At 61.3% G+C, this 12,612-nt stretch carries 9 protein-coding genes; 4 read left to right on the top strand and 5 right to left on the bottom strand.

Features of this window, described 5'->3' with window-relative positions; all coding sequences use genetic code 11:
* Nucleotides 1-36: 36 nt before the first annotated feature.
* The gene (locus L8U58_RS00655) at nucleotides 37-3,474 is read right to left on the bottom strand and encodes an ABC transporter ATP-binding protein (RefSeq protein WP_269954467.1); all 3,438 of its coding nucleotides are present in this window, start codon (nucleotides 3,472-3,474) and stop codon (nucleotides 37-39) included.
* A gap of 94 nt (nucleotides 3,475-3,568) precedes the next feature.
* Nucleotides 3,569-4,336 (bottom strand): hypothetical protein, encoded by a 768-nt coding sequence (locus tag L8U58_RS00650; protein ID WP_043014837.1) that lies wholly within the window; start codon nucleotides 4,334-4,336, stop codon nucleotides 3,569-3,571.
* 87 nt (nucleotides 4,337-4,423) lie between these two features.
* Between L8U58_RS00650 and L8U58_RS00645 the strand changes: the two genes are divergently transcribed.
* Both L8U58_RS00645 and L8U58_RS00640 read left to right on the top strand, forming a co-directional pair.
* Entirely contained in the window at nucleotides 4,424-5,938 is a 1,515-nt protein-coding gene (locus L8U58_RS00645) for a carboxylesterase/lipase family protein (RefSeq protein ID WP_269954466.1), read from the top strand.
* Nucleotides 5,939-6,078: 140 nt separating this feature from the next.
* Nucleotides 6,079-6,861: a hypothetical protein gene (locus tag L8U58_RS00640; protein ID WP_034978372.1), complete on the top strand. Its 783-nt coding sequence runs from the start codon at nucleotides 6,079-6,081 to the stop codon at nucleotides 6,859-6,861.
* Here the strand turns inward: L8U58_RS00640 and L8U58_RS00635 are convergent.
* Nucleotides 6,858-7,346, bottom strand: coding sequence for a hypothetical protein (locus L8U58_RS00635; protein WP_269954465.1), 489 nt, complete (start codon nucleotides 7,344-7,346; stop codon nucleotides 6,858-6,860). The two genes, L8U58_RS00640 and L8U58_RS00635, sit on opposite strands and share 4 nt — an antisense overlap.
* Before the next feature lie 257 nt (nucleotides 7,347-7,603).
* Here L8U58_RS00635 and L8U58_RS00630 point away from each other — a divergent pair, with 257 nt between their 5' ends.
* Entirely contained in the window at nucleotides 7,604-8,962 is a 1,359-nt protein-coding gene (locus tag L8U58_RS00630; RefSeq protein WP_269954464.1) for an NAD(P)/FAD-dependent oxidoreductase, read from the top strand.
* A gap of 47 nt (nucleotides 8,963-9,009) precedes the next feature.
* On the top strand, nucleotides 9,010-11,259 hold the full coding sequence (locus L8U58_RS00625) for a DEAD/DEAH box helicase (RefSeq protein WP_269954463.1): 2,250 nt from the start codon (nucleotides 9,010-9,012) through the stop codon (nucleotides 11,257-11,259).
* 134 nt (nucleotides 11,260-11,393) lie between these two features.
* Here L8U58_RS00625 and L8U58_RS00620 read toward each other — a convergent pair whose 3' ends face one another.
* Together L8U58_RS00620 and L8U58_RS00615 are read right to left on the bottom strand one after the other, a co-directional pair.
* Nucleotides 11,394-11,879, bottom strand: coding sequence for a hypothetical protein (locus L8U58_RS00620; protein ID WP_035000924.1), 486 nt, complete (start codon nucleotides 11,877-11,879; stop codon nucleotides 11,394-11,396).
* A 165-nt stretch (nucleotides 11,880-12,044) separates the two neighbouring features.
* Nucleotides 12,045-12,488, bottom strand: coding sequence for an HNH endonuclease family protein (locus tag L8U58_RS00615; protein WP_269954462.1), 444 nt, complete (start codon nucleotides 12,486-12,488; stop codon nucleotides 12,045-12,047).
* Nucleotides 12,489-12,612: the final 124 nt, after the last annotated feature.

Genomic DNA, 12,612 nt, shown 5'->3' with positions numbered 1-12,612 from the left:
TTCCTTAATGACTCTAAGTCTCGTCGTTCCACCCTACTACAAACCCGCAGTTGGGCTTGGGGCGGCATTCCATAATTCAGCGTAGGCTCCGTCACGCTGGAGCAGCTCTTTGTGGGAGCCAATTTCTACGACTCGACCGTGTTCCATCACGACGATCGTGTCGGCTCGCGCGGCGGTGCGCAGCCGGTGGGCGACGATGAGTGCCGTGCGCTCGCGGGTAGCGAGGGCAATCGCCTCGACGATCTGCGCTTCCTCTTCGTCGCTGATGTTTGCCGTCGCCTCATCCAACAGCATGATCGCCGGGCGGATGTATTCGGCGCGTGCCAGGGCGATCATGTGCTTCTGGCCCGCCGATAGCGCGTGTGCGCCGGGGGAGATGTGGGCGCCCAGCCCGCCGGGGATCGTCTGCAGGATAGCTGCCCCGCCGATGCGCTCTACCGCAGCAAGCACGCTGCCGTTGTCGGAGCCATACGCGATGTTCTCCGCGACAGTTCCGGCGAAAAGTTGTGGTTCCTGGGGCACAGTGCCGATGCAACGTCGCCAGTCGCGCACGTCGAAGTTTCGGATATCCACCCCGTCGGCCAGGATCGCCCCTTCCGTCGGTTCCACGAATCGGTTGATCAATCGCAGCAGCGTGGTCTTGCCCGCCCCGGTTGCGCCGACCACGGCCGTGGTGCCGCGGAAGGTGTGGTTGATCTGCACGGTGGGTTCGCCATCGCCGTACTTGTACATGACGCCCTCACACCGGATCGCCGGGCCTGCCGACAACTCGGGCGTAGTTGGGTTCGCGGGTGCGGTGATTGCTGGTTGCTCGTTGAGGAGTTCCCGGATACGCGAGACACTTACGCTGGCCTGCTGGAACTGGTCGAATACCTGGGAAAGTTGCTGGATCGGCCCGAAGAGCATGGTGAGGTACAGGCTGAAGGCCACCAGTGCGCCCTCGGTGGTCTGTCCCTGTGCAACGAGGGTTCCACCGGCGCTGAGAACCGCGGCCTGCGCCAGCTGAGTCAACAGATTGATGCCGGGGAAGTAGAGGCTGACGGCAGTCTGCGAGTAGGTGCGCAGACGGAGGTATTGCCTGGATTCCTCATCCAGTCGACCCTGCAAAGTGGATCCGTAGTTGTAGGCCTGGCCGGTACTGAGCCCCATGAGGGCTTCTTGGAACGTTGCATTAACCTGGCTGACCTGGTTGCGTGCCCGGCTGTACAGGCGGCGGGAAATGATACGGAAGACGACTGTGGCGACCACGATGACGGGCAAGAACAGTGCCACTATTCCGGCCAAAGTTAGGTCGGTGGCCAGCAGCATGCCGACGATACCCAGTGCCAGGGAGGCGGACACGATCGTCTGCGATAGACCCGTTTGCAGGAAGTTGGACAGCGAATCGATGTCGGTCGTCAGACGAGTCATGATTCTGCCGCTGGCTTGGCGGTGAAACCACAGCAGATCCATGTCGGTGATGTGCCTAAAGAGTCTGTTGCGCAGTGCAAAGATCAGCTTCTCGCCGGTGAGGGTGGTGAGGATGGTGTTGGCGATCTGCGCCGCCCAGGAAGCTGCGACTACTATCAATGCGACCCCACAGGTAATCCAGAGCGCCTGCATATCGTTGGCCGCAACTCCGTGGTCGATGGCGTGGCGGATAAAGGTGGGGAGGGCGATGTCCGCGGCCGAGGACAGCAGCAGGGTCGCCACAACTGCCGCAATCAGACCCGGCACCATGCCGAACAGGGTGCGCAGGCGGAAACCATCGCCGCCGGACGGCAGGGAAAGATCCGCGATGTGCGGTTCGGCGGGCGGATATTCTGCGAGCTTCTCGGCCGAATTCTCTGCAGAATTCTCAGATGGCTGCTCGCTAACTGTGTCGTTTTCGGGGTTGGGACGCGCCGAGGGCAGAGTGATTACCTGGTCCGGATTGCGGAAGCCCCCGTCGGCTCGATGGCTGATGTAAACCACGGTGGGACGGGAAATGGTGGCGCGCAGGTTAGCTAGGATTGTCGCCTCGGTGGCCTGGTCGATGGCCGAGGTAGCGTCATCGAAAATGATCGTGTGTGGTTTACGCAGCAGCATGCGGGCGATGGCGATGCGCTGGCGCTGCCCTCCGGACAGGGTGATTCCGCGCTCGCCGACGATTGTGTCCAGCCCGCCAGCGTCCCTGATGAAAGTATCGGCGCAGGCCAGGCGCGCTGCTTCCCACACCTCCTGATCCGTGGCCGAATGACCGAGCAAGATGTTTTCCCGGATCGTGCCGGAATAGAGGAAGGCCTCATCCATCACCAGTGCGGGCCGGTCGGCTTCCCGAATCTCCAGCAGCGGAATCGACTGTGCAGATCGTCCCGACTCTGCCGACTCCCCGTCGGTGACTTCGATATCCTGCGCATCCACGCTGTTCAAACCGGCTAGAGCATGCGCCAGGCGCGTCTTCCCCGAGGCCACCGGACCCTCCACGATGACGGTGCTGCCGGGGGAAATGTCCAGCCTTACTGGGGTGTTTCTCGGCGAGATGGGGAGGAACCCCGAGAACCCCATCGGGCCGCGCACAGGTGTGGTGCCGGTGGGGCGGGGCGGGGCGTCAATAATTTCAAAAATACGATCCGCACACGGTTCGGTGACGTGCACATTGACCAGCATCCCCGCTGCCATTCGGGCAAGGCGCGCGATCATCGTGATGTACGTGGAGACAGCCAGGAAATCTCCCACACTGATCGTGCCGCGCATCGCCAACCATCCGCCCAGCCCGATTGCGGCGACCAGAGCAACGTTTGGGAGGGCGGATAGAGCTGGCTGGAAGAGGGCACTCAGTTTTGCGACGCGCATGTTGATGCCGTAGTGCCTCGCCGATTCCCGCCTGTAGCGGGCGACCTCCCGGGGCTCCTGGGCGAAGCTCTTGACTACCTGGACCCCAGAGACCGTGCGGTCGACCTGCTCGGCGATCACCGCGGCCTGCTTCTGTGACGCCAACGACGGCTCGTACAGACGCGTGCGGGAGGCATAAGCCACCGCGAAGAGCAGGGGAATCTGCACCGCCACAATGCCTGCGATGGGAGGGGAGATCCAGAGAACCACGGCGAAGATCAGAACGAGCTCCAACATGCTGGTCGCCATCAACGGCAACATCGCTACCGTGCCCTGCACCTTCGTCAGATCGGTGATGGTGCGCGAAATGACCTGGCCAGTGCCGAAAGCTCGCCCCTGCTGCGCATCGACGGATTGGATCGCGCGGAACATCCGAGTGCGCAGGCTGTGCTGGGTGCGCACACTGAACGTACCGGCGAGGAACCGACGCAGCGACTGCACGACAAAACGCGCACAGGCAGCGGCCACCAGGAGCCCAATAGCGCGCCGGCTGCCATCCACAGAGGCACCCGCCAGGAGTGGCAAAAGCAGCTCGATGACAGGAAGCAGCACCGAAAACACGACGACGGAAATGAACAACCATCGATGGTGTCGGGCGGCTTCTTGGATGACTCTGAACACGCCGATGATTCTAACGCGAGGCGCGGACCACCCCATACCGTCGAACAGCGGCTTCCTGGGGCTGGATGAGAGTTAGCCGCGAGCTGGGCGAGAACTAGAGGATCTTGTCAGCCTCGCGGATGAAGACATGCACGTTGTCGATCATGTGTTCCGCGATCTTGCGGTTGGCTTTAGCGCCTAGGTAGGCGCCGACGCCGAACGGCAAAACCTTCTTAAACATCGCCCCGCCGAAACGCTTGCGGACCTGGCGGAATGCGAAACGTACCAGAACATTGTTGGCCTGTTTGAGCTCCACAGAGCTGGTATCCCGCAGCTTCCACGTACCGCGCAGGTTGTTCGCAGCCTTCAGGGAACCGAACGTGTTGTCCTCGGCGATTGCCTGCACCAGTTCCTTGGCCGTAGCTCCAGAGATAGCCAGGTACACGACAGCACGGCGGGTTTCTTCCTTTGAGATATCAATGCCATGCAGCTCCGCGGAGGCCAGAGCGTACAGTGCGCATACCTCGACCAGCAGCGCGGATTCCGCGGTAATGCCAGCAAGTGAAAGCAACGTGCCCACGCCCGGCACGGCTGCCACGCCGCCGGTTCCCGCGCCGGAACCCGTGGCCAGGTTCTTAAAGTGCGTGTCTAGAACTTCCTGTTTGCGCTGCAGGCTGGCGTCGCCGTGCCTCTTTTCGATGTTGGCGACGTAGGAACGGATCAGCGGTTCCTGGACGGACACTGTCCGATCGATCGCGCCGAAGAATCGGCGAGCGATCGGCCCCGAAGGATAGGGGGCGCGCTGAGCTTGGTGAATCAGATCCGCAGTAGCTGCGGCTTCGTCGCGCGCATGGCCGGACTTGCCGAAATTGAAAATACCCATGTTTCCCAAGAGTAGGGCAAAACTTTGGCAGTAGTCGGCATAGGATGGTGGGACACCTTTGATGAAAGCAAGACAAAAGTAATACAGATGACGACTACAGGCGCCACGCGAATAGAAACCTCTGGCGGCACCGTGCACGGCGTGCGGATCGATGGGGTGCGGACGTGGCGGGGCATCCCCTTCGGTGCGGCAGAACGCTGGAAGGCACCACACCCTGTGCATTGGGAAGGGGAGTGGCCTGCGGATGAGTACGGAAATATTGCTCCCCAGACGGCTTACAACTGGAAAGACGAGGTCATCGGCGACGAGGATTGCCTGAACCTGGACATCGTCCGGCCAGATACGGAAGACAAGCTGCCAGTCGTGGTATTCCTCCACGGCGGCGGGTTCTTCGCCGGTGCCTCGCACACAGCGGTACTGCGTGGCCATAACTTCGCCAAAGAGCTAGACGTGGTTTACGTTGCCCTGAACTTTCGCCTGGGAGCCCTGGGGTATGTGGACTTGAGTTCGCTGGAGGTGCCGGACGCCCACGATTGCGAGGCCAACCCCGCAACCCGCGACCAGATCCTGGCGCTGCAATGGGTGCAACGCAACATCGAGAGTTTTGGCGGCGACCCGAACAACGTGGTGTTGATGGGCGAGTCCGCTGGAGGCACGTCTGCAGCGGCCCTCATGGCAATGCCCGCGGCGCGAGGGCTGTTCCATCGGGTAATCCTGCAGTCCGCGCCAGTCATGAGCGTGCACACGAACGCGCAGTCGAACCTGTGGGCGCGGAAGCTGGCTCAATATTCCGGACTGGTGCCGCGCACGACCTCCATCGCCGAGCTGCGTGCCTTGCCCTTTGCGGATGTCGTTCGCGCCGGGCAGCAGATGCTGTGGAAAGGGCGCGGTTTGCGGCAGCTGAACGCTGCTTTTGGTATTGCTATCGACGGCGAGTTGTTGTCGCAGCACCCGCTGGACGTGTTCGAACAATCGCTGCAGCAGCGCATTCCGCTGCTCATTGGTACGAACAACGATGAGCTGTCGGCGGCGCAGATTCTGTTCTTCTCTAAGTCCGCGCGGCTGAGGACTGCCCGCGAGATGCTGCGCGCCCATGACCCGGCGTTAGCCGAGGACATCGAGGCTGCCTACGGAGATATTGGACGCCGTGGCGTGTTCGCGCAGATGCTGACGGACGCTGTGTTTTGGGCTCAATCCGTACGGCTGGCCGAGTTGCACCAGGCGGCCGGGGCGCCCGTGTGGATGTATCGCTTTGATTACGCGCCCACGATGTTGCGCCGCCTTGGTGTGGGAGCGATGCACTCGATGGAGCTGTCGGCCCTTTTTGGTGACGCCAAATCCTCGAAAGCCAGCTTCGTGTTGGGCGATGAGCTGGCCGTGGTGTCCGAACACATGCAACGATCCTGGAAGAGCTTCATCTGGGACGCACACCCTGGGTGGGAGCCCTACACCGCGATGTACCGTGCCACGCAGATTTTCGAGCGGGAGACCCGCATGGAGGAGGATCCGCGGGCGCCGTTCCGGCGTGTGTGGGAGGAATTCGATATGCGGGGCTGGAACGGGGATGAAAGCTCCGTGGCGATGCCCAGACCGGGACGATAAGCAGGGGCGTAAAGAAAGTCGTTTTGTGTGGGGACGCTTTGGTGTAGATCGGGTTACTATGGTGGCCAAGTCACGGATTGCACGTTGTGGCCGGGGCGAAAGAACACCTCAAACACCTCAAACACTAGGAGACATTGGCTGTGGGTTTCTACGAGGACATTGCGAAAGCGCTGGACACTGAGGGGATTGAGTCTCGCGTAAATGATGGAATGCTGTTTGTGCCGATCGCCCCGGAGCTGGAAATCCAGTTCCAGCAGATCGAGCAGACCGGTACGACGGCAGGCATTGATTCGGCTAATGTCTTCCTGGCTAAGGGGGAGCTAGACGAGGAAGAGGGGATTGAGGAGTTTGAGGCCACCCTGGTCGGCGTGGTCTTCTCTGTGGAGGCTGCGGTCGCGGAGGTTGCCCGGTACATCGCTACCGATCAGAGCATTACCGTTTTGCACGACCTGCTGGAGGGTACCGACGATCGCATCTCTGACCTGGAGTTCGAGCAGGATCTGATTGAACCGATGCTGGTGCGCGCGGAGGTTGGAACCGACTCCATGATCACCGTGCTGCTGGGATCGGGTTCCGATGAGCCCGAGGCTACCGTGACCTTCGTTACCTTCGGTGAGGACTACGACGAGCTGATCGACCAGGCTGTAGCGGAACTGGAAGCGGATGAGACGCTGACGGACTTCGAGCGCGAAATGATGTACCAGAACGTGCTGGAAGACGCCGCCGAGATGACCCAGGAGACTCTGGAGCTTGGCACCTTCAAGGATTTCGACCAGCTCTTTAACGCCCTGGCGGTAGCGCAGGTGCAGGCCACCGAGTGGGAGGAGCTGCTCGTTCCACTGGAGGACTACCCGTTCGACGATGAAGACTTTGACGAAGATTTCGACGGAGAAGACTTCGATGACGAGGACGACGAGGACTAGGCCACCTGTGGAGTCGAGCTATCGCCCGCCCGCAGATCCTCCTTAGTCATCAGTGCATGCCACGTCAGGCGCACCTGCCGCTGGTGATCGTTATCCCTGAATTCCTGCGGGTCCTCCTTTACGGTCCACGCTTGCCCAAGGATCAACTCCAATAGCCGTGCCGAACTGTGGGACATCCAGCGGGGGCCTTCCACGGATGCCGTGACGAGGAAAAGTTCTTGACCAGTGGGTGCTGAGCTCTGGGAAAGCCTGCGCCACATCAGGGGCGACATGCGGCGCCGGGAAATGTGTACCACCGCGGTGGATTCGCCCGCTCCAACGTAGAAGCTGGGTGCCCGCCAGCCGGGTGTAATGCGAATCAAGCTGCGTGGATGGCGCAGGATTGCGCGGGCTTCCTGCGCAGTCCGATGAGGTTCGCCCAAGCCAAAACGGCGAACCGCAGTGGAGGCGTTGATGGTGTGCGACGTGGTGATGCGGGAATTCATGGTGCTGTTCACTTCCTTTGCTTCAGGCTTGTGCTGTGCCGGGGCTCCACGGTGGAGATCCGTCGGCAGTGGCTTGCGTTCAAGGGCGAACACTAGGGGAGGGGGCGGACAAGGTGGCGTCACTAAGAAAAAAGAATAGAACAAACAATCGAATAAGGGAAGATGGTTTGAACGACCGAACGCGGCGCCCGGTGCGATAGCATGGGGCGAAGAAAACGTGGGCAGGCAGTCGAGCGACAGTTTTGGGAGCGACGAATATGGCACAGGGCACGGTAGGTGGCAACACGCAGAATGTAGCCATCGTCGGTGGCGGGCTGGCTGGTCTGGCTGCCGCTCGTACTTTGCGTAAAAGTGGTGTGACCTGCACTGTCTTTGAGGCAAGTGACCAGCTGGGCGGGCGGGTCCGCTCGGAGAAGATTGGCGGCATCACTGTCGATCATGGGCTGCAAACATTTAACTCCTGGTACCCGGCAGTGAAGGAACTGCTGCAGCCAGGCGAGTACTCTGCCCTGGGGATTCGCTATTTCCAGCCTGCGATCCAGACACTCACAGATGACGGGTTGGCGCTTGTCTGCGACCCGATCCGCGCACCGCACCTGATTCCCCGCCTGATGCGTTCCAAGGCGCGTAGTGCACTATCCTTCCGCGACCTGATTGCCCTGCGTAAATGGCTAAGGTCTGAACTGTCCCACCGCTCCAGCCTGGAGCTGCGGACGATCAAGCAGCAGCACATGGACGAGGACGTGAAGGTCTGCGAGTCGCTCGACCAGCGTGGCGTGCACCGGCGCACCCGCGCGGTGGCGATCGATCCGCTACTGCGCGCGTTTCTCTTCGATGCCGAGGGCGAGTCTTCGGCGATCTTTGCCAAGTGGATGGTCGGTACCCTGCTGCGAGGCAACTTGGCTGTGCTGGAAAACGGCATGGGGGACCTGGTGACGATGCTGGCGCGCGTGCCCGGTGTGGACTACCGGCTGAATTCACCGGTCGTGCGGATAGCCGAGGACGGCGACGGCGTGCGCGTGACAGTTGGCGCGGAGGGTGAAGGTACCGACAAGGGGTCAGGCAACACCGAGCATTTTTCCCACGTCATCGTTGCCGTCGATTCGAAGCAGGAAACGAAGCTGTTGGGCTCACCCGAGGTACCTACGGCCAGCGTGTCTTCCTGGTGGTTCGTCTCTGATGAGCCAGTGGCCGACGAGGCATTGTTCGCCGTCGACGGCACCCGCAGCACCCCCATTACCTCCGCCACGGAAGTGACAGCCGCTGCGCCGAGCTATGCGCCGGGCAAGCACCTGGTGGCCTGCAACCACGTGCACCCGCGCGGAGCTAACCCTGCGGACGGGCCGAACGTCGATGAAGTGCAGCGCGGTCTGGGCACCCTGTTCGGTGTTGATCCTTCCGGTTGGGAGCTGGTGACGGAGCAAAAGTTTATTGACGCCATCCCGCTTATCCTCCCCAAGAGCCTGCAGCGCATAGGCAAGAAGATCGGGGAGCGGGAACTTCAAGGCAGTCGCATCGCCCTGGCAGGCGCCCAGCACGCGACACCGAGTATCGACGGGGTACTCCGAAGTGGACAGCGCGCAGCCAACCATGTGATCGAGCAGTTAGGTCTTTAGGTCTGTAAATCGCTTTATCCTTCCAGTGCGCGTAGGCTTGGGCAACGATGAGTGATACTGAAAACGTCACCGGCGACGTAAACCAGCCGGCCAATGACGAGGTGGTATCTCAGAGTGAACTGCAGGGTGACATCACGGAGAATTCTTCGCAGGATTCTGCCGTAGAAAAGCAAGAGTCACAGAGTGTGACCAATGAGGCAGTAGAGTCTGAGAACGCCGAAGCGAAAGTTCCAGATAACGACCCAGACAACGACCCGGTCAACGATCCGGTCAAGACCCCAGACAAGGGCGACGAGCGACCCTCTTTTGACGGCCTAGGACTACCAGACAACGTTCTAGCTGCGGTCAAGAAGGTCGGTTTCGAAGTACCATCCCCGATTCAGGCAGAGACCATTCCGGTGCTGATGGAAGGCCACGACGTGGTCGGCCTCGCGCAGACCGGTACCGGTAAGACGGCAGCATTTGCGCTGCCGATTCTGTCCCGCATTGACGTGTCGAAGCGTCACCCCCAAGCGCTTGTATTGGCGCCGACGCGCGAGCTTGCGCTGCAGGTTGCCGAGAGCTTCCAGTCTTTCGCCGAGCACCTGGGTGGCATTCACGTGCTGCCGATCTACGGCGGCCAGGCTTATGGCGTGCAGCTGTCCGGCCTGCGCCGTGGCGCGCACATTGTGGTTGGTACCCCCGGCCGTGTGATTGATCACCTGGAAAAGGGCAGCCTGGATATCTCCGAGCTGCGCTTCATGGTGCTCGACGAAGCCGACGAGATGCTGAACATGGGCTTCCAGGAGGATGTCGAGCGCATCCTGGAGGATACGCCCAGCGACAAGCAGGTTGCGCTGTTCTCTGCGACGATGCCCTCCGGCATTCGTCGCCTATCGAAGCAGTACCTGAATGATCCGCAGGAAATCACGGTCAAGGCTACTCAGCGGACTAGCGAAAACATCGAGCAGGATTACCTGTTGGTCAGCCACCGGGACAAGCTGGACGCGCTGACCCGCATCCTCGAGGTCACTGAGTTCGAGGCCATGATCATGTTCGTGCGCACGAAGAACGAGACCGAGGAGCTGGCCGAGCGCCTGCGCGCCCGCGGTTTCAACGCGGCTGCCATCAATGGCGATATCCCGCAGAACCTGCGTGAACGCACTGTGGACCAGTTGAAGGACGGCCGCTTGGATATCCTCGTGGCCACCGATGTTGCTGCCCGCGGCCTGGATGTCGATCGCATCACGCACGTGTTCAACTACGACATTCCGCACGATACCGAGTCCTATGTGCACCGCATTGGTCGCACGGGCCGTGCAGGTCGCAAGGGTCGCGCTATTTTGTTTGTGACGCCCCGTGAACGCCGCCTACTGAAGGCCATCGAAAGGGCAACTAAGTCTCGGTTGAATGAGATTGAGCTGCCCACGGTGGACGCGGTGAACGAGGCTCGCAAGGAAAAGTTCCGCGACAGCTTGACCGAGTCTCTGGCAGATCCGCAGATCGGCATCTTCCGCGACCTGGTGAAGGAATACGCGGAGTCCAACGAGGTGGAGCTTGCGGATATCGCCGCAGCTCTGGCCACCCAGCTGCAGGCGGGTGAGGATTTCCTGATGAAGGAGAAGCCGAAGGAGGAGCGCCCGCGGCGCCGCCGGGAGGATCGCTATGGCGACGATTCCCGCAACGGCGGCGGAGCCTACAGGCCGATCGACGAGCGCTTCAACAAGGAAGCTCCGCGCATCACGGACCGCAGTGGCAAGGAATTTGCCGTGTACCGTCTGTCGGTGGGGCACCGTCAGCGAGTCCGCCCGGGTGCCATTGTGGGTGCTTTGGCCAACGAGGGCGGTATGAACTCCCGCGACTTCGGTCGTATCAGCATTTTCGCGGAGCACTCCCTGGTGGAGCTTCCGGTGGATCTGCCGATGGAGGTCTTCCACGCGCTGGATCAGACCCGCGTGTCCGGTCAGTTGATCAATATCGAACCGGATCCGGGTGCGCCGTCTGGCCGTCCGGGCAGCCATAAGCGCCAGCACCGCAATGACTTCGGCGATCGCGATCGTGGCGACCGCGGTGGGCGTGGTTATGATCGTGGCGGACGTGGCGACCGTGATCACGGTGGCCGCGGCGACCGCGGGGGACGGGACCGCGGCGGTCGCGGGTTCGACCGCCGGGACGACCGTGGTGATTGGAATGGCCGCGGTGGTCGCGATCGAGGTGGTCGCGATGACCGTAATGGCCGCGGTGGTCGCGGCGGACACGGTGGTCGAGGAGGTCACGGTTTTAAGGGCGACCGTGGGCACCGAGGTGGCCGCCACTAGCAATGAAGGCCGGCACCCCTTGGTAGGGGCGCCGGCTCTTTTGCGCCCTAGAAGGCTGTCCCAGCGACATCAAACAAAAACGCACCCCGAGGGTGCGTTTTTCGGTCTGAGCGACCGTCTAAAAAATTTTTTGGCTAGATGAACATCAGGATTGCAGTGATCAGCCACAGCAAGTTGAAGATGCCGGCGAACATTGCAGCCTGACCCGGGATCTTGGAGGTATCTGCGTCCGCAGCCTTGGCAGCTTCAGTCTCGGAAGCCGGAGCGTCGCCAGCCTCGACAGCATTCAGTGCAACCAGGCCTTTGCGCTGGCTGGGGATAACCAGGGCGATAAGGATGCCCCAGGCGACGATGGCCAGCAGCAGGGCGAAGTGCAGGGCGTGCTCCTTCATTGCTCCATCGACGGTGAAGAATGCAACCAGACCCAGCACCGGAACCAGCAGAGAAACAAACCCGTATGCGCGGGTGATGCGGTGAACCAGGCGCAACGCGCCGACAGCAGCTTGGTCACCGGACTGCGCCTTGCGGAACTGCGGCGCGTACATGGAAGAAGCGATGGCAACGGGGCCGATCAGCAGGATCGCAGCCAGAACGTGAAGGGCAACAATAAAAGTAGACATGTCCTCTACTTTGACAGATCAGCAGGTGACTTGTCACTTTGACAGCCCACCCATTCCCGCACGTCCGCCGGGCGCTTCATGCGCCCCAGAGCTACCCCAGAGCTACCGCAGAGCGAACCCTGAGCGAACCTAGAGCGACCACGGAGCATAAGCGAGGGGGCAAAGTTAAATGTCGCAGGCTTCACGAGCAGCGCGCGCGTCTGCCTCCGCCAAGGCCAGGCCATAGTCGCCGATTACCCGCACGAAGCGTGCGCTATAAGCACACTGGTCTACGGGAGGCAGCCACTCGCTCAGCGTGGCATCGGACTTTTCCCGGTTCACCGCAGAGTCCGTGACCACCAAGTTCCGCAGCGTATCGTTGGCAAACTCTTGCCGCTGTGCCTCCGGCCAAGCATAGGCTCCCAGGTCCCACGCCGCCGCTAGTGGGACGATGTGGTCGATGTCGACGTTCTGGCGGTCCATGTCTTGATGTGTATAGGGATCGACGCCCCCTCGTTCCCCCGATGCACCGCCTGCGTTGTTGCTGGCACATCCGCCGGAGGAACCCCCGAAGGTTTGCACCAACAACAGGTGGCGGGTGGTGCAGATACCCAGGTTTGTGACCTGCATGCCCCATCCATCGCCGAAGCGTTCCCGCGAATAGCCAATCACCCGGGGACGGGCGGGAATTTGGTGGATGCGTTGCAGGTATTCCGTGACCGCTTGTTGATCTTGGGGGTGGTGACGATGTGGC

Origin of the sequence: Corynebacterium macclintockiae, assembly GCF_027570165.1 — a bacterium.
Taxonomy (GTDB): Bacteria; Actinomycetota; Actinomycetes; order Mycobacteriales; family Mycobacteriaceae; genus Corynebacterium; species Corynebacterium macclintockiae.
The sequence above is the reverse complement of the archived record's forward strand: the minus strand, read 5'-3'. Positions and strand labels throughout refer to the sequence as shown.

Coding starts and splice junctions, on each gene's coding strand:
- L8U58_RS00650 (WP_043014837.1), bottom strand. CDS start 4,336: ATGGGTATTTTCAATTTCGGCAAGTCCGGCCATGCGCGCGACGAAGCC.
- L8U58_RS00645 (WP_269954466.1), top strand. CDS start 4,424: ATGACGACTACAGGCGCCACGCGAATAGAAACCTCTGGCGGCACCGTG.
- L8U58_RS00635 (WP_269954465.1), bottom strand. CDS start 7,346: ATGAATTCCCGCATCACCACGTCGCACACCATCAACGCCTCCACTGCG.
- L8U58_RS00630 (WP_269954464.1), top strand. CDS start 7,604: ATGGCACAGGGCACGGTAGGTGGCAACACGCAGAATGTAGCCATCGTC.
- L8U58_RS00625 (WP_269954463.1), top strand. CDS start 9,010: ATGAGTGATACTGAAAACGTCACCGGCGACGTAAACCAGCCGGCCAAT.
- L8U58_RS00620 (WP_035000924.1), bottom strand. CDS start 11,879: ATGTCTACTTTTATTGTTGCCCTTCACGTTCTGGCTGCGATCCTGCTG.
- L8U58_RS00615 (WP_269954462.1), bottom strand. CDS start 12,488: ATGCAGGTCACAAACCTGGGTATCTGCACCACCCGCCACCTGTTGTTG.